The organism is Rhodanobacter sp. L36 (genome assembly GCF_009765755.1).
Classification (GTDB): Bacteria; Pseudomonadota; Gammaproteobacteria; order Xanthomonadales; family Rhodanobacteraceae; genus Rhodanobacter.
The window spans coordinates 100,567-123,797 of sequence record NZ_LMUV01000002.1; the positions used below are offsets into that span (position 1 = coordinate 100,567).

Here is a 23,231-nt window from a genome sequence, read left to right on the forward strand (position 1 = left end):
CTTTCGCGCATAAAAAAGGCCCGGGTCGAGGAGGGGAATTCGACCCGGGCCAGCTCTGTCATCAGTGCCGCATGTTTCTTTAGAACTGGTACTTGGCCTGCAGGTTCACTTCACGACCTTCGATCGAGCGGGCCATGATCACGTTGTTGACGCCGGCATTGACGCCGAAGATGCGCGAGTTGCCCTCGGTCAGGCCGATCTCGTTGGTCAGGTTCGTTCCGGCCAGCGTGAACTGCCAGTTCTTGCCGTAGTTGGCGATGACGCCTGCATCCAGCGTGTGGTACGAACCCAGCGGCTGAAGGCCGGTCTGATCTTCGTAACGCTGACCGGAATGCGAGAACGTGACCCAGCCCGTGACGTCGCCCCAAGTGGTCACGACGCGGTAGCTCGGCGTGAACATGAAGCGGATCTTCGGCTGACGCTGCAGCGGCGCACCGTCCAGGCTGACGCACTGCGTGTTGCCGTTGATGTCGACGTACGGGGCGCAACCGTTGTAGCCGGTGTAGTGGCCGTCCATATAATCCGCGACCAACGCCAGTTTCAGGTTCTCGACCGGGGTCAGGGTGGTGTTGAGGTTGATACCCTTGGTCGATGAGCCGTAGCTGGAAATCGGCCCGAACGCGACGCCCGCGCCGTTGGTTTCCTGATACTGCAGGCCGGTGAACTTGCGCAGGTAGCCGCTGACATCCACATAGAAGATTGGCGACTGGTACTTGAAGCCACCCTCCAGGTTGCGGATCTTGGTCATCGGCGCGAAGTCGCCGCCCGTACCGCGGATACCGTTGTCGAAGTCATCGAAATGCGCACCGGTGTTGCCGCGTACGTAGACGCTCATGTTGTCGGCGAGCTCGTAGTTGGCGCCGGCACTGAACGACGGATGGGTCTTGTTGTAGTTCAGGTGCGTAAAGGTGCCGTTGCAGATGCTGACATTGTTGTCGTACAGGGTGTTCGGATCGCCGTCGAGGTTCACGACGTTGAAATTGCAGGTTTCCTGCCTGGCGTGCTCGTTCTCCACACGACCAGACACGTCGACCGTCAACTTGTCGAGCTTCCACGAATCAGACAGGTAAAACGCCTTGTTGGTGGACACGCCGTTTTCGTCAATGTCGAAGTTGCCGTTGAAGTCGACGAAACCCTGCGAGTTGGAAACGTACTTGGTCTGCCCGCTTGTCGGATCGACATAGCTGATCGTGATCGGCTTGGCGTTGTTGGTATTGGTCATCAGCATCTGGTTGCCAAGCGACCAGTTGTCATGGTCGGTCGAGCGCGCCAGGTAGAGACCGACAGTCAGCGTGTTGCCATCGAACAATTCCTTGCTCAGACGGAAATCGTTGTTGACCGTGTGGATCTCCTTCTGGATGTACCACCAGCCCTGATGGATCACACTCTGGTCCGGCGATACCGCACCACCGCCGACGTAGTTGGCATTCACGACGGTACCGGCTGGCAGACCCAGTGTGTCGGTGTCGACCGGCACATTGCCCGGGCCGCAATAACCCGTCGGCTGCGCGACGTTGCAACCATGCTCGTAGTAGCTCAGCGGCTTAGGATTGGGACCGGAAAACAGCGCATTGGTATTGAGCTGGCCGCCACCGACGACAAAGTGGTCGTCCACCTTCCAGCCATCGAAGTCGGCGTTGTAGCTGCCGCCGAAATAATTCAGCTTGCCGCCGCGGCCGTTGGCCAGGTTGGCGCTCTGCATGCGGCCGTACGGATCAGGCACATCCACATGCTGGATCGCCTTGCTGTAGTAGGTGCCGGTCAGTGCGTTGAACCCTGGGAAATTGGAGAAGGAACCGCCGCTGTCCTGGATCATCGCCACCGGCGTGATGAACTGGTTCTTGTCGTCCAGTGCACGTGCCCAGAACATCAGGCTGCCGTTGTCCATGTCGTGGGTCAGCGTGGCCGTGAGCTGGCCGCCGTTGTCGGACGGGTACTGCGGATCGCGCACGCCATCGGATTTGCGGTAGAAACCACCGATGCTGCCATACCAGTTTTCGGCGATCGGGAACCCGTAGAAGCCGTCGACGCGATACAGGCCTTCGTTGCCGTACGTCACGCCGATGTCACCGGACGGATCTTCCGTGCCCTGGCGCAGAATGAAGTTGGCAGTCGCGCCCATCTGGCCGGGGCCGAAAATGGCGCCCGGGCCACCCTGCACGACTTCCGCGCGCTCGATCGTGTCATCGAGGCGGAACAGCGAGCTGCTGTCCATGAACGACAACGACGACAGGCCATACAGCGGCGTGCCGTTGACCATGTTGGTGAAGTACGGCGCGTCACCACCACCCGGGAAGCCGGCGATTTCGATGTTGGCACCGGTCTGGCCGCCGCTCGATTCCGGCCAGATTCCGGGCGATATCTTCAGCAGGTCGGCCGTGCTCTTCACGTTGGACATCTTGATCTGTTCGCGGTCGGCAACCACGACGTTGTAGCTCGCATCCAGCTTCTTGACGCCGCCCGCATTGGCGGTCACCACGACGGACTGGAGCGACTTGGTGTCGGCAAGACTTGCATTCGCCGAGGTCCTCTTTGCCGGAGCAGTGCCGGTGGTCTGCGTGTCCGTCTGCGGCGCGTTGGCCGGAGTCGGATCAGTGGCCCATGCAAGCTGGGGCAGTGCGGAGACGATCGCCGTGACCAGCGCGAGCCTGATTAATTCTGGATGCTTCATGAAACTCCCTCCTCAAATAGTGTTGGAACACTGGTTTTTTGAATTCACACCGTGATCTTTTCTATGGATTTCTCGGCCGGCCGGGCGAGGTCGCGATCGGTCTGGATGACAAAATCTTCCAGTCGAAACGACGACAGATCAGGCAGTACCGCATCGGCTTCCGTCAGCACCTTGTCGTCACCGATACCCAGGGCAACCATGCCCGCCGACTTGATCGCCGCGACCCCCGCACGTGCGTCTTCGATGCCGAGACAGGCGGCAGCGTTGACACCCAGCGCGGCGGCGGCGCGCTGGAAAATTTCAGGATCTGGTTTTGGATGCACCACCGTCGAGGAATCGACGATGTGATCGAAGAATTGACTGATGCCCATGCGCTCGACGAGATCACCGGCGCTGCGGCTTGCCGAAGCGAGCGCAATCTTGAGGCCGGCTTCGCGCGCCGCCTCCAGCGTCGCCAGTGAACCGGGAAGCAGATCCTGTTTCGAAAATGACTTGATCGCTTCGCGGTAATAATCGTTCTTGCGATCGGCCATCTCGCGCTTCTGCGCTGCCGAATATTGCGACGCCTCGAGACCGAGCACGATCTCCAGCGACGCAGTACGATCCACGCCCTTGAGTTTCTCGCCGATGTTGTCGTCCCAGGGAAGTCCGAGTTCGCTGGCGAGTTTTTTCCAGGCCGCGTGATGCAGGTGAGCGGTATCAGCCAGGACGCCGTCGAGGTCGAAGATCAATGCCTGGATACGCCGAGGGAAAGCTGCCTCCGCCTGATTCGCGGTCGCTTTTTGCGAGGGACGATTCAAACCGATGGACTGCGGCTTCCCGCTCATCAGCTCAACCGTCTGACCGGCATGCGTCACCGTGAGCGCTTCGCCTTCGATCAGGCTGTAAAGAGCCGACCGTCCATCAACGGTGACGCTGATGCGACGACCTTTCCACACCACGCCAAAGCGATATCCCTGCCACCGCGACGGCAGCATGGGATCGAAGGCAAGCATGCCGTTTTTCACGCGCAGGCCGCCGAAACCCCAGACCAGCCCCAGCCAGCTCCCTGCCATCGCAGCCATGTGCGCGCCGTGGCTTGTGTTGGCGTGCAGGTCGTCGAGATCGACGCGAAGGCCATCCTGGAAATATCGATCGGCCTCTTCCGCCAACCCGACCTCAGCCGCGAGCACGCCGAAGGTCGAAGCGGAAAGTGTCGAATCGTGCACCGTGATGGCTTCGTAGTAATCGAAGCTGCGGCGTTTGGTGGCGCTGTCGACGTTGTCGCCGGCCAGCACCAAGGCAAGCAGCGCGTCGGCCTGTTTGCATACCTGATGGCGATAAAGCGTCAGCGGATGATAGTGCAGCAGCAGCGGATATTTCTCCGGCGGTGTCGCGGCGAAATCCCACAGCGGCTTGTCGAGGAACGTATCGTCCTGCGCGACGATGCCGAGGCGTTCGTCCTGCGGCAGGTACATCGCATCGGCAGCCGCCGACCATGTGTGAATTTCTTCGTCGGACAGATCGAGTTTCTGTCGCAGTTCGTTCCAGGCGACCGGCGCCTCAATCGCCAATTCGCCAGCGACCTGGATGGCGTAGCGCAGGTGCACCTGCGCCATGCGATTCGTGTAGTAGTTGTTGTCCACCAGCGCGGTGTATTCGTCCGGACCGGTAACGTCATTGATGCAGAACTGGCCATTCCGCCGTGCGTTGAAATGGCCCACTTGCAGCCAGATCCGCGCGGTTTCGAAAAGCAGTTCCGCGCCGCCACCGGCGAGAAAGCCGCGATCGTCGCTGACGTCGACATACAGCTTGATCGCGAACGCGATCGCCGCATTGATGTGGTACTGCGCCGAGCCGCTGGGATAATGCGCCGAGCATTCGTCGCCATTGAGCGTGCGCCATGGATACAGCGCGCCGCGCATGTGATTCATTTCGCGCGCGTGGTTGCGCGCACCATCGAGCATGCGTATGCGCCACAACAAGCCGGCTTTCGCCAGCGCCGGCGAGATGAAGGCGAGCACCGGTAACACAAAGGTTTCCGAATCCCAGAACACGTGGCCTTCGTAACCTTCGCCGGTCAGCCCTTTCGCAGCGATGCCGCTCTGGCCGTCGCGTCCGGCTGACTGAAAGAGATGGAACAGGTTGAACTTCAACGCCTGCTCGCTGGCCGCATCACCATCGATGGCCAGATCGGCGTGATCCCAGAACGACGCGCAAGTGTTCGCCTGGTCGCGCGCGAGCGCATCGAAACCGGCGCCCATGACGATGGCAAGCGGACCTTCCGCTTGCTCGATCAAGGCCAGGTCATCTACTTCTTCCTGCGGACGTGTCCACGCGTACGAGACAAATTTCTCGATCTGCACGCTTTCGCCTGGATCGAGATGACCTGAGTAACTTTGGCGTGCATCCTCGTCGAGGATGCCGGCAACAGCACCAGAAAATTCAAGCCCGCGAACCTGATGCCGCTGAAGGCAGGCGACGCCGATAGCACTTTCGCCGGTGCGCTGCACCAGATCGGCCTGCACATCCGAAGCCGCGGCATGCGTGGTGCGCATCGACAGATAACTGTCCGTGCCGATACGCGGATCGTCACCCTGCTTGGCTGCTGCATGACTTCCGATCAGGCAGGATTCGAGCGCGATGGGGCCGCTGTAATCGATCGAGGTCACGCGAAGCCGGATACACAACAGTCCGGAATACGCCAGAGGCAGCAGCCGTTCCGCCTGAAGCTCCAGCGTCTGGCCTTGTTCGGTGCGCCAGCGGAGGGAACGTGACAACCGGCCTTCGCGAAAATGCAGCGTGCGCTGAAAATCGAGCACGTCCCCGCGCATGGGATCGACGCGCACATCGCCGAGGCGAATATTGATGGCCGTCGCTTCGGCGACCGGCACGCGTGTATCGGTGGTGCGCGCGAATCCGAAGTGGCGCTCGTGGTAATGGATCGGCGCCCGTTCCCACACACCCGCAAGAAAACTGCCCTGGGTCGGACTGGGTGACTCTTCAAAACCGCCGCGAACACCCAGTGAACCATTGGCCAGAGCGAACAAGGTCTCGTCGCGCGCCGCCGTCTCGGACTGCCAGCCCGACTGCTTCAGACACCAGGCGTTGATCGCCTGAGCGTTGCCGGATTTCCCGCCTGCCACGCCTGCGTCAGCAGACTCAGCCGTTTGGGTAGAAGCATTCCACGCGTCCAGGTGATTCGCGCTCATGAAAAGAGACCCGACCGTCCGCAGGGCTGCGAACGCCATGCATTCGCCACCCACAGTGACATGTCACCCCACACACTGGTTTCCCGCTGCGACACCGACTTCCCCATCTGAATCTTCGTACTGCGCGTTCATCGTGTGGCGCGCATCCCTTGGTCCGGCCTGGCCGGTTCGGCGGAATGTAACAGCCAAATGATATCGATATCAAGATACCGATATCATGCCGTGACAGGTGATTTGCTCACTCCGAGCGCTCAGCCTGCTCGCCGGGTCAACGCAAGTTTCAGGTGGAACGAACCACCAGGGTCACGGGGAGCGTTTCGGACTGTGCGGACTCGCCGCGGATCAACGCCAGCACCTTGCGCGCCAGCAGAACGCCGCCCTCTTGCCAGTCCTGACGTACCGAACTGAGCGGCGGCAGAAAGCTGGCGCCCAGCGGCATGTCGTCGTAGCCGACGACCGATATGTCATCTGGAACGGAGCGGCCCATCTCGCGAATACCGCGGATGGCGCCCATCGCAAGCAGGTCGCTGCAGGCGAAGATCGCGTCGAAATCCACCTTGCGCGCAAACAGCGAATGCACCGCATCGACGCCGGAATCGACCGTGAATTCGTCCCGCCGCATCAACAACGGCTTGATCCCATGCACGCCCAGCGCATCGACGAAGCCGTTCAGGCGGTCATAGATTTCCGGGTGGCTTGGATTGCCGATAAACACCGGATGGCGGCGGCCCAGCCTGTAAAAATGATCGGCCACCATCGCCCCGCCGAGGCGGTTGTCGCTGCCGACGATGCAATGGGAATCGCCTTCCAGCTCGGCGCCCCACACAACCATCGGCACGCCCAGCTTGTCGAACCGGTGCACGGCGTCCTGCCGCACGCCCTGACCCAGCAGGATCAGTCCATCGGCTGCCTGCACTGCCGCGGCTGCCGCGCCTTGTCGGGTGGTCAGCAGCACGCTGTATCCGGCGGCGGTCAGTTCCTGCGAGATGCCGCCGAGCAGCCCGAGAGGGTAGGGATCGAACATCGTGCGATCCGTGGACGGCTTCATCTCCACGATCACCGCCACGGTGTGGCTGCGCCGAAGCCGCAGGTTGCGCGCGCTGATATTGAGTTTGTAGCCATGCTCGCGGGCCAGCTGGTTGATGCGTTCGCGTGTTTCCGGATTGACGAGCGGGCTATCGCTCAGCGCCCGCGAAACGGTGATTTTCGACAATCCCGCCAGCTCGGCCAGATCCGCCATGGTCAGGCCCGATGACTGCAAAGCGCCACGTTTCTTTCCCGGTCGGCTCAATTCCCCATCCTCCGCTCAATACGAGGCACTTCAGGTTTGCTCCCCGGTGGATTGCAACCGCGCAAAAAAGACGCGCAAGCAACGCTGAATACCCGGCATGCATTTAGGCAAAGCACGCCACTTGCCGGTGCATCTGCGTCAGCGATTCACGCCGACAGATGCTTTCCGGATGGTATCGCAAGCATCGTTTGATATCGATACCATCTGTGGCACACTCCCGTTCGCGCGGCTCGCACCAGGGGCAACTGAGCCGGCGTCCCGACCTCTGTTGTCCCGCCAGCCCGCTGGGCTGCAAGAAGGTGAGCGTGAACAGAATCCGCATGATTGTCGCGCTTGCGCTGATCTACATGGTCTTTGCCATCCTGCTCAACAGCGTCGGCACCGTGATCCTGCAGTCGATCTTCTCCTTCGGCATCGACAAGCCTGAGGCCAGTTCGCTGGAGCGCTACAAGGACCTGTCGATCGCCTGTACCTCCTTCCTGGTAGCCTCTTTCATCCCGCTGATGGGCTATCGGCGCTCAATGATGCTTGCGTTGGCCATCGTCGGCAGCGCCTGCGTGCTGATGCCGCTCTACCCCAGTTTTCTCACCACACGCATCCTGTTTGCCTGTGTGGGCATCTCCTTCGCGATGGCAAAAGTCGGCGTGTATTCGTCGATCGGCCTGCTCACCGCGGACAAGACAGCGCATTCGCGTCTCACCAATACCATCGAAGGGCTGTTCATGGTCGGCGTGCTCGCCGGCAACTGGATCTTCAGTGCGTACGTCGACCGCGCGCACCCGGGCAACCCGGTGTGGTTCAACGTGTACTGGCTGCTGGCCGGCATGTGCGCCGTGGTCATCGCACTGCTGGCGACGAGCAAGCTGGACGAAAGCGCCGCGCACTCGCACGGTCACAACAACTCCTTCAGCGATTCGATCATGGAGATGCTGCGGCTGTTCGTTCGCCCGCTGGTGTATGTGTTCCTCGCTTCGGCCTTTCTCTACGTGCTGATCGAACAGAGCTTCGGCACGTGGCTGCCCACGTTCAACAACGAAATCCTCAAGCTGCCCAACGCCATGAGCATCCAGTTCGCGGGAATTCTTGCCGGCATGACGGCGATTGGCCGCATCGGCGCCGGCTTCGTGCTCAAGCGCGTGCGCTGGTATGTACTGCTGAATATCTGCGTGGTCGGCATGGCGACGCTGGTGATCCTGGTGTTGCCGCTGGCGCGTCATGTGGTGGAACGCAGCGATGTCGGCTGGTTCAACGCGCCGATCGCGGCTTACCTGATTCCGCTACTCGGATTGCTGATGGCTCCGATCTATCCGGTGATCAATTCGGTGGCGCTGAGTTCGCTGCCCAAGCCGATGCACGCCGCGATGACCGGCTTGATCGTGGTGTTCTCCGCGCTCGGCGGCACGCTGGGTTCGTATATCACTGCGCGTGTCTTTGCCAGTTTCGACGGCATCAACGCGTTCTATTTTTCGCTGGTGCCGATGACGCTGGTGCTGATCACGCTGTTCTTCTTCAAGCGGGAGACAGACCGCGTTGCAGTGCTCGCACAGATGCAGTGCACATGAGCCTCACGCGACGGCAATTCCTCGCTGCCAGCGTCGCGACCGCCGGCGCCGCACTGGCTGCGGAACTGCCTTCCGCCGCGTCCGCCACCGAAAAGAAACCCATCCGTTCCACGACGTCCGCACGGAATGTGCTGTTGATCGTTGCCGACGACCAGGGCTATGACCTGAGCTGCTGCAACGGAAAAGTGAAGACGCCTGCACTCGACCAGCTGTCACGCGAAGGCAGCCTGTTCACCGATGCCTACGCTGCGGTTTCGTCTTGCAGCTCCAGTCGCGCCACGCTGTACACCGGGCTGTATTCGCACACCAATGGCATGTACGGCCTCAGTCACGACGTGCACAACTTCTCGCTGCTCGACAACGTCAAAACGCTGCCGTGGATGCTCAAACAGGCCGGCTACGCCACCGCGATCGTCGGCAAGCTGCACGTGAAGCCGGAAGCCTTGCTGGCATACGACGCCTGGTTGCTGCCCGAGCAGGCCGGAAACCGCAACGTCGCCGCCATGGGTCACGCCGCCGGCGAGTGGATGCGCGCGCAGGGCAGCAAGCCGTTCTTTCTCACTGTCGGCTACAGCGATCCGCACCGCGCCGGGGATGCATCGCAATTCGGCAACACGCGCGACTGGCCCGAAGTCAGGCGTGAACGTTATGCACCATCCGACGTTGCCATCCCGTCGCACCTGCCCGATCTGCCCGAGGTGCGCGCCGACCTGGCGCAGTACTACGAAGCGGTAAGCCGGCTGGACAGCGGTGTCGGTATCTTGCTTCGCGAGCTGGAAGCATCGGGCCACGCTGAGGACACGCTGGTCATCTATCTGAGCGACAACGGCCGGCCGTTCCCCGGCGCCAAGGACAACCTCTACTACGAAGGCATCCACCTGCCGTTGATCGTGCGTGCGCCGGGTCGCAAGGGCGACGTCCGCTGCCGCGCGATGGTCAGCTGGATCGATATCACGCCCACCATCCTCGACTGGGCCGGAGCACATCCGCCCGCCGACTATCACTATCTGCCGCTGCCCGGGCGCTCGTTGCTGCCCATTCTGGAAACGCCCGATCCGGCAGGCTGGGATCGCATCTTTGCCACGCACTCGTTCCACGAGATCAATCAGTACTATCCGATCCGCTCGCTACGTACGCGGCAATACAGCTACTTCCACAATCTTGAGCCTGCGCTCAGCGTGCCGATCGCCAGCGACGTGGCGCTGTCGCCCAGCTGGAAAGCCATCAACTCAACCTCGGGCGCGCGGCTTGGCAAGCGCTCCCTTGATGCGTTTCACCATCGCCCGGAAGAAGAGCTATACGACCTCGCCAACGATCCCGACGAAGTGAACAATCTGGCTGGGGATGTCGCGCATGCGGCAGCACTCGCAGGCCTTCGGCAGCAACTGGCTGCGTGGCGCACCGCTACGCACGACCCCTGGATGGCCGGCGTCACTGATCCGTTCGGCCCCGCACATTGAGAACACGATGAATCCACTGCTCCGCCATTTGTTCCGCAGCATCGCCTTGACCTTGACGCTGACTGCGGCCGTCAGCATCCATGCCACAGACACCGATCCGAGCTTCGTGCTCCGCGCCACGTCGAAGAACTTCGGCAACTACTTCCCGAGCTATCTGGCCAACGGCTATTTCTCGACGATGACCTCGGAACGCGGTACCGAAGGCAACCTTGCTTACATGGTCGCGTTCATGGATTACGCCAAGGACGATATTGCGCGGCCGGCCGCGATCCCGGGTTGGAGCGGCATCGACTACAGCACCGGCAAATCGACCGTCGGCGAGTTCTGGCTCAATCGCACCCTGCTCAGCGACAAGGCCTTCGGCGACTATCACCAAGCGCTGAACATGCACGACGGCACGCTCACCACGAGCTACCGCTATACCGACGACAGCAAGAAATCCACGCGCATCGCGATCACCACCTTCGTCAGCCAGGCCGACACGCACATCGCGGCGACACGCATCGCGATCACGCCGGAATTCGACGGCACCGTGCAGTTGTCGTTTCCGTTGAACATCTGGGCGCCACATCAGCCGCGCTTCCCGATCGGCAAGATGACCGGCGACGAGATGCTCGCCGCGGTCGCCGCCAACAACATGTCGGTCACCGAACCGGTCAACTATCGCACCGCCGATCGCGCGCCGGTCTGGTATCACGGCGATACGCACGTTTCCAACAACGATGGCAACGCGAAAGAGCTGACTTTGTGGCTCGACGGCAAGGCCGAACAAGGCTTGCGCATGGCCGAGGCCGCAGCGATCGAACTGCCAAAAAATGTGCAGCCCGGCGATGTTGTCGTCGACAAGAGCACGTATCAGCTCGCGATCAACCTGAAGATTCCGGTGCAACGCGGACAGACCTACACCTTCACCAAATACGTCGCGATGTCCCGCGAAAACTGGGGCGGCGATGCCCTTGCCACCGCGAAGCTGGCGACGGCCGCGCGCAGCACCGGCTTCGACAAACTGCTCGCGGCGCACAAGGACGCGTGGCATGAGTTGTGGAAATCGGACATCGTGATCGATGGCGATCCGAACGTGCAGCAGGCCGTGCATTCGGACCTCTACTATCTGCTGTCCAACTCGACCACCGGCACGGCATGGCCGATGGGCGCGTGCGCGCTCACGCCGAACTATGCCGGGCATGCGTTCTGGGATTCCGATTCATGGGTGTTCCCGGCCTTGCTGCTGCTGCACCCGGAGCGCGCCAAGCCGATCGTGATGTTCCGCGATCGCACCATGCAGCCGGCGCGCGATCGCGCGATCCAGTACGGCGCGAAGGGCACCATGTTTCCGTGGGAAGCCGATCCGGAAACGGGTGTCGATCACACGCCGCATTTCGCCTATGGGGTCTTCCGCGAGATCCACGTCAACGCCGACATCGCCATCGCGCAATGGCAGTACTACCTCGCCAGCGGCGACGATGCATGGCTGAAGCAGAGTGGCTGGCCGGTGATCCGCGAGATCGCGCAGTTCTGGGTCAGCCGGGTCACCTATGACAAGGCACACGATCGCTACGAAATCCTGCACGTCACTTCGCCCGACGAAGCCTACGACGACGTGCCGAACGACTCGTTCACCAACGCGGCCGCACGCAAGGCGCTGGACATCGCGACCGCAGCAGCGATCAAAGTCGGCGAACGACCCGATCCGAAATGGGCCGATATCTCGAAGAAGATGTATGTCCCGTTCGACGAGAAAGCGCAGCGCCATCTCGACTTCGACGCCAGCGTGCCGCACGACAAGATCACCTGGATGGGCTCGTCGCTCGCGTGGCTGATGTATCCGAACCTCGACCTGCCGATGACGGCTGAAATCCGGAAAAACGATTTCGCCTTTCAGCTCGACGAACTGAAAGTGCACGGCAACGACCCGAACGAGATGATGATGGTGATGCTCGCCACCGCCGCGGCGGAAGTGGGCGATGGCAAGACCGCTGGCGAGTGGATGCAGCGCAACCTGGTCGGCTTTCTCAAGGCGCCGTACAACGTGCGCAGTGAAACTGCGTACAACAACGCCGGCTACATCCTGGCGACCTCGGCGGGTTTCGTGCAGAGCATCGTTTACGGACTCACCGGTTTGCGCGTGCAGGACGACGGCCTCGCGCAGACGTATGCGCCGGTGCTGCCGCCGGGCTGGAAATCGCTCACGCTCAAGCGCGTGCATTTCCGCGGCAAGCAGTACGACATCTCGATCGACCGCGATGCAACCGGCAAGGCGACGCTGAGCCGCAAGGCACTTTGACGAAATGAACGCGATGTCCAGCTTGCCGCCTGCGCTTCTCGATGCCATGCGGCAGGTTGGCGCGTTGCTGCAGTCGGGTGACTACGCAGCCGCGCACCATCGGCTTGAAATCCTGGTGATGGAACATCCCGACTACGTCGAAGCGTTGCGCCTGCTTGCCGGCACCAAGCAGGCGCTCGGTGATGTGGACGCGGCAGAAGTATTGTTGCGAAAAGCGTTCGCGATCGATCCGAACTGGGCACCCACACTCTCGACGCTGGGCGAGCTGCTGCTTGGTCGCGGCCGCGGCGACGATGCCGAACCGTTGCTGCGTCGTGCCGCGCAACGCATGCCTCAAGCTGCGCTCGCGCTCGCGCGCCACTACAACGACACGCAGCGGCCGACCGATGCGCTCGCACTCGTCGCGCCGCTGTGCAACGCAGGACAAGTCGACGCCGAACTCGTCGCGCAACACGTGGCCGCGCTCGCGGCGCTGGGCCGCGCGCAGGAAGCCCTCGACGTCTATCGAGAGATGGCCGATACCATGTCTGGCAGTCATGAAGCCGCGTATGCGCTGGCTCTCGCACTCGCCGCAGCCAATGAACATGCGGAGGCCGAGGGAACCATGGGATATGTGCTGGCATGCGGCTATCGCACGGCAGCCGTCTATTTCACTCGCGCACGCAGCCTGGTTGCACTCGGCAACTTCGATCGCGCCGAGCAAGACCTTCGTGACTGTTTGCAAATCGATCCGCGGCTGGCCGATGCGCATAGCCATCTCGCGCGACTGATCTGGATGCGCACCGGTGACACCCGGGAAACCACCGAAGTGCTCGATCGTGCCCTGCAATCATTTCCTGGCGACGACGCACTGCGCGCGGCCAAGGCCGCGATTCTTCAGGGTGCGGGCGATGCACGCGGCGCATACGCCTGCCTGGCTGAACAAGTTGCACGCACGCAGGCGTCGCCGGCGCTTCTCGTGCGTGCAGGACTTGCCGCGCTGGATGTCGATCCCGCTGCGGCGCTGACACTTGCCGAGCGCGCGCTGCATGCATCGCCGAATCACCAGGCTGCACGAAACCTGCTGGTCGCCGCGCAGCTCGGTGTCGGCGATGCGCAGAACGCACTGCGACATTGCGAGGCATTGCTTGCAAACACGCCCGACGATCAATACCTCGTCGCGCTGCAGACTACGGCATGGCGAATGCTCGGCGATGAGCGTTACCTCGCTTACTGCGATTACGCGGCGCTGGCCGTGCCGCAAACCTTGCCTGTGCCTTCGTCGTGGTCGAATCTGCCGGGTTTTCTTGCCGACCTGAAACAAAGTCTCGAACGGCTGCACAACCCGACCGGCCATCCGTTGCTGTTCCAGTCGCTGCGTCACGGTACCGAAACGACCGAGGACCTCACGCGCAGCGCAGACCCGGTGATCCAGGCCTTGTTCAAAGCATTCGACGAGCCGATTCGCGAATACCTCGCGCGCATCGGTCACGGCAACGATCCGTTGCGGCGTCGCAATCGCGGCAACTATCGCTTCAACGGCAGCTGGTCGGTGCGCCTGCGTTCGTCGGGTTATCACAACAACCACGTGCATCCGCGCGGATGGATATCGTCGGCGTTCTACGTCGACCTGCCCGACAATATGAATCACGCGTCGAACAACGAAGGCTGCCTCGCTTTCGCCGAACCGGGCATCGTGACCACGCCACCACTGCACGCCGAGCATGTCGTGCGTCCGCAGCCGGGGATGCTGGTGCTGTTCCCATCTTATTTCTGGCACGGCACCGTGCCGTTCAACAGCGAGCAGACGCGGCTGACGGTCGCCTTCGACGTGCTGCCCGACTCTTCCACGGAACACACATGAAATCACGCGCCTTGCTGTTGACGTTGATGGCCTTGCTCACCACGTCGGCCTTCGCCGAAACTCCGGATCCAAGTTTCAGCCTGACCGCCACCGCGAAGGATTTCGCCAACTATTTTCCCGGCCAGCTCGCCAACGGCTACTTCTCGACGATGACCGCGCCGCGCGGCACCGAAGGCAACCTCGCGTACATGGTCGCCTTCATGGATTACGCGAAAGACGATGCCTCACGTCCCGCCGCGATCCCGGGTTGGACCGAGGTCGACTACAGCACCGGCAATTCCTCCGCCGGGCATTTCTGGATGAACCAGGTCGATCTGTCGCCCGCCGTATTCCAGGAGTATTCGCAGACGCTCGACCTGCACGACGCGACATTGACCACGCACTATCGCTACCTCGATCACGGCAAGGCGACGCGCGTGGAAGTGACCACGCTGGTCAGCCAGGCATCGCCGCATCTCGCCGCGACGCGCGTGTCGTTCACCCCGGAATTCGACGGCGAGGTCGAACTGTCGTTCGCGTTAAATACCTGGGCGCCGTACGAACCGCGTTTTGCGCTCGGCAAGATCACCGGCGAGCAGATGCAGGAACAGGTCGCCTCGCGCAACATGAAACTGCAGGCGATTCCGCCAGCCACCGCGGATCGCGCGCCACTCTGGTATCACGGCGATACGCACGTGCTGCACAGCGACGGCGACACGCAGGACATGACGCTGTCGCTCGATGGCCGTGCCGAACAGGGACTGCGCATGGCCGAAGCGGCGGCGATCGAACTGCCTGCCGGACTCAAGCCACGCGAGGCGACGTTCTACAAAAGTGACTATCGACTCGCGTTGAACCTGCGCGTATCCGTGCGCAAGGGCGTTACTTACACCTTCACCAAGTATGTCGCTGCGTCGCGCGAAAGTTGGGGCGGTGACGCGGATGCCGACATGGCGCTGGCAAAAGCCGCGCGTGAAAAAGGTTTCGAATCCCTGCTCGATGCACACAAGGACGCGTGGCACACGCTGTGGCAAACGGACGTCCGGATCGATGGCGACGCCAAGGCCCAGCAGATCGTCCACGCAGATCTTTACTACCTGCTTTCCAATTCCACACGCGACACGGCATGGCCGATCGGTGCCTGCGCGATGACGCCGGGTTATCTCGGCCACGCGTTCTGGGACAGCGATTCTTGGGTGTTTCCCGCGCTGTTGCTGCTGCATCCGCAACGCGCGAAATCGCTGGTGATGTTCCGCTCGCGTACTTTGCCCGCCGCACAACAGCGCGCAAGCGAACGACATCTGCAAGGGGCGATGTATCCGTGGGAAGCCGATCCGCAGAATGGCACCGAACAGACGCCGCACTTCGCCTATGTGCTGGGCGAGCGCGAGATCCACGTCAACGCCGACATCGCCATTGCGCAGTGGCAGTACTACCTCGCCAGCGGCGACAAGGCCTGGCTGAAGCAATACGGCTGGCCGGTGATTCGCAATGTCGCCGAGTTCTGGGCAAGCCGTGCGACGTGGAACGTCGCGCAGAAACGCTACGACATCCTGCACGTCACGTCGGTCGACGAGGACTATAACGACGTGCCGAACGACACCTTCACGAATGTCTCTGCCGTACGCGCGCTGGAGATCGCCACTGCGGCTGCGGGCATCGTCGGCGAACACGCCGACCCGCACTGGACGGAGGTGGCGAAGAAGATGCACGTGCCGTTTTCCGCCGCCGACTCGCATCACCTCGACTTCGACGAAAGCGTGCCGCACGACATCGATTCGTGGGGCGGCAGTTCGCTCCCGATGCTGTCGTATCCATCGCTGGATTTCCCGATGGACGCCGGGCTGCGCCGCCGCGATTTCGATTACGCGGTGAGCCCCATCGCGCGTTCGCACCACGATCCCAACAGCATGGGCCTGGCGCCGATGTCGATCGCCGCCGCCACACTCGGCGATGCCGCCGGCGCCAGTGCTTGGTTCGATCGCAACATCACCGCCAACGTGATCAAGCCGCCGTTCGACGTGCGCACCGAAACCGCCAACAACAACACCGGCTATTTCCTCACCGCTTCAGCGGGGCTGATGCAGAACATCGTCTACGGTTTTTCCGGCCTTCGCATCCAGCCGGACGGATTGACTCAAGCGTATGCACCGGTGCTGCCGTCAGGCTGGAAATCGCTGACGCTCAAACGCGTCACCTGGCGCGGCAAGCTTTACGACATCACCGTCCAACGCGACGCAGCCGGCAAGGTGCAGCTGACGCGCAAGGCGCTTTGAACACGAACACATCGCTCACGACATCGACCATCGAGGAACGCTTCATGCACACACGACATGTTCGACGGATTCTTCGCAGCGCCCTGCTCTGCACGGCGCTCGCCAGTGCGCAGGTGTTTGCGCAGGCGGGGCATCCCGCCGTGGATGCCCAAGGCACGCTTACCTTGCCTTCGTACGCGGTGCCGTATTCGACGTTCGCGTCGCCCGAAGCCCGCAAGCAGTTCCAGATCATGCTGGAACAGGGCCGACACGCGCCCGGCCCCGCATCGATCGATGCGAGCCGCACCTATTACGACAAGATCAACACCGATCGCGCGCAACGGATGCAGAAGCTGTATCCGGTGAAGATTCACGCGCAGACCATCGGTGGCGTGCCCACCGATGTGGTCGAGCCGGCGCAGGGGATCGCCGCGCGACAGCAGCATCGTGTGCTGATCAATCTGCACGGCGGCGCCTTCCTCTGGGGCGCGCACAGCGGCGGGCTGGTCGAGGCGATCCCGCTGGCGAACCTGGGTCGGATCAAGGTCGTCACGGTGGATTACCGACAGGGACCCGATCACGTTTTCCCCGCGGCCAGCGAGGATGTCGAATCGGTGTATCGCGCGCTGCTCAAGAGTTATCCGGCGAAGAACATCGGCATCTACGGTTGCTCCGCCGGCGGCGTGCTCACCGCCGAAGCAACCGCGCGCATCATCGCGCACAAGTTGCCGACGCCCGGCGCCATCGGCACGTTCTGCGGCTCCATCACCACGATGGAAGGCGATTCGACCTATATCTCCGGCGTGCTCAGCGGCGATCCGCCGCCGGCCCGGCCGATGCAGCTGACCGACCTGCCCTACTTCAAGGGCGCGCAGGCCAACGACCCGATGGTGTTTCCGGCGCAGTCGCCGGCGCTGCTGGCGAAATTTCCGCCGACCCTGCTGATCACCGGCACGCGCGACTTCACCATGAGTGCCGTGGTGCACAGTCAAGCGCTGTTGACCGACGCCGGCGTGGATGCCGAACTGCATGTCTGGGACGGCATGTGGCATTCGTTCTTCTCCGACCCGGAGATGCCGGAGTCGCGCCAGGCCTATGCGGTGATGGTCGGATTCTTCGACCGCAAGCTCGGACATTGACCACGCGCTCACGACGGCGATCGCATTTACCGGCCGCCGTGGCCGTCGCGGCCTTTGCCGGCTGGCGTGGCGACGGGTATTCTTTGGTCTGTCCATTACCGTGCGGCGTGCCATGAGCCTTCAGACCGTTTTGGTCATCGATGACGAACGCGATATTCGAGAACTGCTGACCATCACCTTGGGTCGGATGGATCTGCAAGTCGACGCCGTCGGCACCGTCGCCGATGCGCGTCGCGCACTTTCCGAACGCACTTACGATCTCTGCTTCACCGACATGCGCCTGCCCGACGGCAACGGCCAGGAAATCATCGAACTGATTTCCGAAACCAGTCCGGACACCCCGGTGGCGATGATTACCGCCTACGGCAATGTCGACGCGGCGGTGAACGCGTTGAAAGCCGGCGCGTTCGACTTCGTCTCCAAGCCGGTCGACATCCAGATGCTGCGCGGACTCGTGCGCACCGCGCTGCGTCTAGCGGACGAGAAGCGCAACGGTGGCGGCGCAGCAAAGGCGGCAGGCTCCAGCGATCGGTTGATCGGCGACTCCACCGCCATGCAGCAGGTACGCGCCACCATCGGCAAGCTCGCGCGCAACCAGGCACCGGTCTACATCGCCGGCGAATCGGGCGTCGGCAAGGAACTGGTCGCGCGACTGATCCACGAGCAGGGCCCGCGCGCCAGCGGCCCGTTCATTCCGGTCAACTGCGGCGCGATTCCCTCCGAGCTGATGGAAAGCGAATTCTTCGGCCATCGCAAAGGCAGTTTCACTGGCGCCAGCAGCGACAAGGAAGGTCTTTTTCAGGCGGCGCAGGGCGGCACGCTGTTTCTCGACGAAGTGGCCGAACTGCCGCTGCACATGCAGGTGAAACTGCTGCGCGCGATCCAGGAAAAAGCCGTGCGCCCGATCGGTGGTCGCGACGAGATTCCGGTGGACGTGCGCATCCTTTCCGCTACGCACAAGAACCTCGGCCACCTCGTCGAGCAAGGTCAGTTTCGCCAGGATCTGTTCTATCGCATCAACGTGATCGAATTGCGCGTGCCGCCATTGCGTGAGCGTCGCGGCGACGTGCCGCAGCTGTCGGCCTTCATCCTCAAGGCGCTGTCCGGAAAAAGCGGCGAAGCCGTCGGCAAGCTGTCGCCCGGTGCGCAGCAGGCGCTGGAGTCCTACGAATTCCCCGGCAACGTGCGCGAGCTGGAAAACATCCTCGAACGCGCGATGGCGATGAGCGACGGTGAAGTCATCGACGCCACCGACCTGATGCTGCCGCAGCGCACCGCGCGCGCATCAAGCGACACCTTGCCTGCCGCTCAGCCGCAGGAACACGCTGCTGTATCCGAGGCAGCAGCTGGCGGCAACGGCGATGGTGGCCTCGACGATTACATCAGCAACCTGGAACGCACCGCGATCGTGAAAGCGCTCGAGGAATCGCGTTACAACAAGACCGCCGCCGCACGCAAACTCGGCATCACCTTTCGCGCCTTGCGCTACAAGCTGAAGAAGCTCGGCATCGACTGAGGCTGTTGAGGGGCTGACGAATCATTCGTTCTGATCGCCCGGCGTCAACGCCTTGCGCAACGTGCGCAGCAAGACTTGCGTGGTCACGGGTTTGTCGATCACGTAGAGCCGCCGCAACGGCGGCAACTCCTGCAGGTCCGGTGACGCGCCGGGGCGTGCCAGCAGAATCACTGCGCCGTCGTAGCCTTGCTCGGTCAACGCAGCGAGCGTGCGCACGCCGGTGAACAGATTCATGTCCGCGTCGAGCACGACCAGATCGGGCAGGCCGCACGCTCCGATCCACTGCAACGCCGCAGTGCCGCTCTGGCTGGCATGCGCCTGGTATCCGTAGGCATCGAGCATGTCGGTGAGCAGCGATAGCTGGCCGGCTTCCTCCACCACTACCAGCACGCGTTCGGCCTCGCCTTCCAGGCTGTCGGTGTCTACCAGCTGCTCGGCGTCGATGAGGAGTTCTTCCAGCGGTATGTACAGGTCGAATCGCGTGCCGCGGCCGGCGCCGCTGTCGACACGCATCACGCCGCCATGGCTGCTCACGATGCGCTTGCATGAAAGCAGACCCAGGCCGGTACCGGTTTCCTTGGTGGTGAAGAACGGTTCGAACAGATGCTCCAGCACGTCGTGATCCATGCCGGGGCCGTTGTCGATCACGCTGATGCGCAGATAGCGACCGTGGCGCGGATGTTCCTCGGCCATGAAGAAATCCACCGGCAACTGCGCCTGTGCGGTTTCGACGCGCAGTTGTCCGCCGTCGGGCATCGCCTGGATCGCGTTGAGGCACAGATTCAACAGGCACTGCTGCAATTCGGTGTGGTTGCCTTCGAACGACAACTCCGGATCGTCGATCACCAGTTCCATCGCCACCGAGCGCGGCACGCTGCCCTGCATGAGCAGATCAAACGCACTGAACAGCGCGCCGAGGCGAACCTGCTCCGCGCGGCGCGCACCACGCGCGAACGACAACATCGACTGCACCATGTCCAGCCCGCGCTTGCCGCAATCGCGCACGAGCTTGCCGAGGCGTGCGAGGCGCGGGTCGTCCTGGTAATCCTGCAGGCTGTCGCCCGCCAGCAACAGCGGTTGCAGCAGGTTGCGCAGATCGTGACTGAGGCCACCGGCCAGCATGGCCAGACTTTCGAAGCGTTGCGCGCGGATGAGCTCGGCTTCGGTGCGGCGATTCGCGCGACGCGATTCGGCCTCCATCAGTGCGCGTCGCACCGCGCTGGCCAGCCGCACGGGATTCTGCTTGAGAATGTAATCGGTGGCGCCGTTGCGCAACGCCTCGATCGCCGCGTCCTCACCGAGCGTGGCGGACACGAAGATGAAAGGAAGATCTTCGTCGTACTGACGCAACAACTCCAGCGCTCGCTCGCCGGAAAAACCCGGCAGGCTCAAATCCGACAGCACGATGTGCGGCTTGAATTCGCTCAGTGCCGACAGATAACGCGGCTCGTCGTCGACCAGCACGACCTCGTATTCGATTCCGTCGTTTTCCAGTTCGGCCAGCACCAGCTCGGCATCGGGCTGGCTATCCTCGACTTGCAGGATACGAATGGAAGGCATCGGTCGGTTTTGCCGACTTGGCATGACTGTTACCTGCGACTCTCTCGTGTGCTTCGGTGCTTTCGCACCTACCGCGAACCGGATCTCCGGCCCGCGCCCCTTGCAACGTTTGACCAGCCTACTCGCGCATCCTACTCGGGCGCCTGGTTGAGCACTGCCCAGAATTGTCCCAATGTGCGAACGGCTTCGAAGAACTGGTCGACGTCCACCGGCTTGATCACATAGGCGTTGGCGCCAAGGTCCCAGCTTCGCGCCAGGTCGCTCTCCTCGCGCGACGACGAAAGAATCACCACCGGAATGCGCCGAAGTCTTTCGTCCGCACGCATGTGGGTCAACACGTCCAACCCGTTCATGCGCGGCATCTTGATGTCCAGCAGCACCACTGCAGGGTCGCCCGGTTCGCGCTCGGCCCACGCGCCACGCGCGTGCAGGTAATCCAGGCATTCCACGCCATCCTCGACGTGGATCACCGGATTGGCCAGATGCGCTTCCTGCAGTGCATCCATCGCCATCTCGGCATCGGCCATGCTGTCTTCCACCAGCAGGATCGTACGCAGCTCTTTCTTGTTCATGCTCGGATACTCAGGTGCGTGTCCCGGCCAGGTCGGTGGCTGGAAGCGAAAAATGAAAACGGGCTCCCTGCCCTGGTTCGGCATCGGCCCAGACCCGTCCGCCATGTCGCGCGATGATCCGCCGCACATTGGCCAGTCCGATACCGTTACCGGGGAATTCCGAAGCGCGATGAAGGCGCTGGAACACCCCGAACAACTTGTCCGCGTATTGCATGTCGAAGCCGGCACCATTGTCGGCCACGGTGAATTCGTAATCGCCATGGCGGCCTTGCTGCACGCTGACCTCGATGCGCGGCGCCTGCGTGTTTCCGGTGTACTTCACCGCGTTGCTGACGAGGTTCTGCCACACGGTGCGCAGCATGTTTTCGTCGCCGATCACCATGGGCAGCGGCGCCACTGTCCACACGATATGTCGTTCGGGCGTGGCCGATTCGGACAACGCGCGCGCCTCGTCCACCAGCGATTGCATGTCCACGGCCTGCAGGCGCAGTGCGCCACGGCCCAGCCGCGAAAACACCAGCAGGTCGTCGATCAATTGCGCCATACGCTGCGCGGAGTTCGCCATCACGTCGATGTAGTGACGGGCCTTGTCGTCCATGCGATCGGCGAGATGCGTTTCGAGTTTTCGCGCAAAACCCGAGACGTGCCGCAACGGCGCGCGCAGGTCGTGCGACACGGAATAACTGAAAGCCTCAAGCTCGCGGTTCACGTCGGAAATCTGCTCGACCTTGCCTTCGAGCTGGCGATTGAGGTCGCTCACCTGCTGCTCGGCCAGCGCGCGCACGGTGACATCGCTGATGGTGACCAGCAGCGCCTTCTCGCCGGTATCCTGCTGTTGTAACTGGCGAGCGTTGATCACCACGTGTCGATCTGTACCATCGGCGGTGCGCTGGATGGTGTCGTAATCCCAAAGCTCGCGATCTCGCAGCAATACGTCGCGCAGCCTTTGCAGCAACACGCTGTCGCCCCACGCGCCGTCGCCGATCTTCGCCAGCGGTAGCGTGGCTTCCGAATCGATGCCGTACAGCTCGCTGAAAGCGGCATTGACCACCAGGCTTTTCAACTCGGTATCGAACAGGGCGATCGGTTCGCGCACCGCCTGCAGGATTTGTTGCGAACGCTGCACCGCCTGGTTCTCACGCGATTCGGCGACCTGGCGACGGCTGATCTGCCGTTCCGAAATGATCACGATGATGGCGAGCAACACCAGCTGCGCAAGCGCGGTAAGTGTCAACGCGAGACGGCCGTTGAATTGCTGCTGGTTCGCAGTTACCTGCCGCGTCTGCAGCAGTGCGTCTTCGTTGTGCACGATGGCGGAAAACAAATCGTCCACTGCAAACAGATCGCCGGCATCGCGCAGCGACTGTCGTGCGCCGGCAACGTCGCCTTGGCCAATCCGCTTCGTTGCCTGGTTCATCAGCGCAATGCGGCCGTTGATGCGCGCCTCCAGCGAACCAATCAACAACTGTTGATCGGGGTTGTCGCGCGTGCTGGCTCTCAGCTGCTCCAGCAGCACCGGGCCTTGTTGGCTGGTGCGCTCGGCACGCTGCTGCGTCGATGGTGTGCCGTCACCGGCGAGCATGCGATACGCCGCCGATTCACTGTCGCGAACGACGAAGGCAATCTGGTAGGTGATCGCCTTGACGGTGGTGGAGTGGTTGACCCACGTGACCGCTTGTTGCGTATCGCGCGAACTGTTGAGCGTGACGAAATACGGAAAGATCACGATGGCCAGCACGGCCAGCAACAAGCCGGCCGTACGCCATCGAAGGACACCATCGACTTTCATGAAATTTGCTGCATCCGCGTGCCCAGAGTGAGTTGCCCCGGGCATTCTGGCAGGTTTTCAAAGGCCGTCCAGCAGTCGGAATCGTCGCTGCCGACCTGATTTTTTCAGCCTGCCTTGCT

The 23,231-nt window shown here is 62.2% G+C and carries 13 protein-coding genes; 7 read left to right on the forward strand and 6 right to left on the reverse strand.

What is annotated here, in order from left to right:
- Positions 1 to 79: 79 nt before the first annotated feature.
- The 3 genes from GSQ73_RS00430 to GSQ73_RS00440 form a co-directional block, all read right to left on the reverse strand.
- Entirely contained in the window at positions 80 to 2,671 is a 2,592-nt protein-coding gene (locus GSQ73_RS00430; protein WP_158879770.1) for a TonB-dependent receptor, read from the reverse strand.
- 44 nt (positions 2,672 to 2,715) lie between these two features.
- A complete protein-coding gene (gene pgmB, locus GSQ73_RS00435) occupies positions 2,716 to 5,862 on the reverse strand; it encodes a beta-phosphoglucomutase (protein ID WP_158879771.1) in 3,147 nt (1,048 codons plus the stop codon).
- A gap of 280 nt (positions 5,863 to 6,142) precedes the next feature.
- Complete coding sequence (locus GSQ73_RS00440) at positions 6,143 to 7,102, reverse strand: LacI family DNA-binding transcriptional regulator (RefSeq protein WP_158879773.1); 960 nt, start codon at positions 7,100 to 7,102, stop codon at positions 6,143 to 6,145.
- Between the two features lie 371 nt (positions 7,103 to 7,473).
- Here GSQ73_RS00440 and GSQ73_RS00445 point away from each other — a divergent pair, with 371 nt between their 5' ends.
- The 7 genes from GSQ73_RS00445 to GSQ73_RS00475 all read left to right on the forward strand — a co-directional run bounded on the left by GSQ73_RS00445 (position 7,474) and on the right by GSQ73_RS00475 (position 19,191).
- Positions 7,474 to 8,715: an MFS transporter gene (locus tag GSQ73_RS00445; protein WP_158881623.1), complete on the forward strand. Its 1,242-nt coding sequence runs from the start codon at positions 7,474 to 7,476 to the stop codon at positions 8,713 to 8,715.
- Positions 8,712 to 10,175 (forward strand): sulfatase, encoded by a 1,464-nt coding sequence (locus GSQ73_RS00450; RefSeq protein ID WP_158879775.1) that lies wholly within the window; start codon positions 8,712 to 8,714, stop codon positions 10,173 to 10,175. The genes GSQ73_RS00445 and GSQ73_RS00450 overlap by 4 nt, the downstream gene beginning before the upstream one ends.
- 7 nt (positions 10,176 to 10,182) lie before the next feature.
- Entirely contained in the window at positions 10,183 to 12,459 is a 2,277-nt protein-coding gene (locus GSQ73_RS00455; protein ID WP_158879778.1) for a glycosyl hydrolase family 65 protein, read from the forward strand.
- Positions 12,460 to 12,472: 13 nt separating this feature from the next.
- A complete protein-coding gene (locus tag GSQ73_RS00460) occupies positions 12,473 to 14,302 on the forward strand; it encodes a tetratricopeptide repeat protein (protein ID WP_158879781.1) in 1,830 nt (609 codons plus the stop codon).
- Positions 14,299 to 16,557, forward strand: coding sequence for a glycosyl hydrolase family 65 protein (locus GSQ73_RS00465; RefSeq protein WP_158879784.1), 2,259 nt, complete (start codon positions 14,299 to 14,301; stop codon positions 16,555 to 16,557). The genes GSQ73_RS00460 and GSQ73_RS00465 overlap by 4 nt, the downstream gene beginning before the upstream one ends.
- Positions 16,558 to 16,601: 44 nt before the next feature.
- Complete coding sequence (locus tag GSQ73_RS00470) at positions 16,602 to 17,675, forward strand: alpha/beta hydrolase (protein ID WP_158879786.1); 1,074 nt, start codon at positions 16,602 to 16,604, stop codon at positions 17,673 to 17,675.
- A gap of 112 nt (positions 17,676 to 17,787) precedes the next feature.
- On the forward strand, positions 17,788 to 19,191 hold the full coding sequence (locus tag GSQ73_RS00475; protein ID WP_158879789.1) for a sigma-54 dependent transcriptional regulator: 1,404 nt from the start codon (positions 17,788 to 17,790) through the stop codon (positions 19,189 to 19,191).
- Positions 19,192 to 19,212: 21 nt separating this feature from the next.
- Here the strand turns inward: GSQ73_RS00475 and GSQ73_RS00480 are convergent, their stop codons facing one another.
- From GSQ73_RS00480 to GSQ73_RS00490, 3 genes are all read right to left on the reverse strand, one after another.
- Positions 19,213 to 20,751, reverse strand: coding sequence for a response regulator (locus GSQ73_RS00480; RefSeq protein WP_158879792.1), 1,539 nt, complete (start codon positions 20,749 to 20,751; stop codon positions 19,213 to 19,215).
- A gap of 131 nt (positions 20,752 to 20,882) precedes the next feature.
- Positions 20,883 to 21,323 (reverse strand): response regulator, encoded by a 441-nt coding sequence (locus tag GSQ73_RS00485; protein ID WP_158879795.1) that lies wholly within the window; start codon positions 21,321 to 21,323, stop codon positions 20,883 to 20,885.
- 10 nt (positions 21,324 to 21,333) lie between these two features.
- A complete protein-coding gene (locus GSQ73_RS00490) occupies positions 21,334 to 23,112 on the reverse strand; it encodes an ATP-binding protein (RefSeq protein WP_158879798.1) in 1,779 nt (592 codons plus the stop codon).
- Positions 23,113 to 23,231 lie beyond the last annotated feature (119 nt).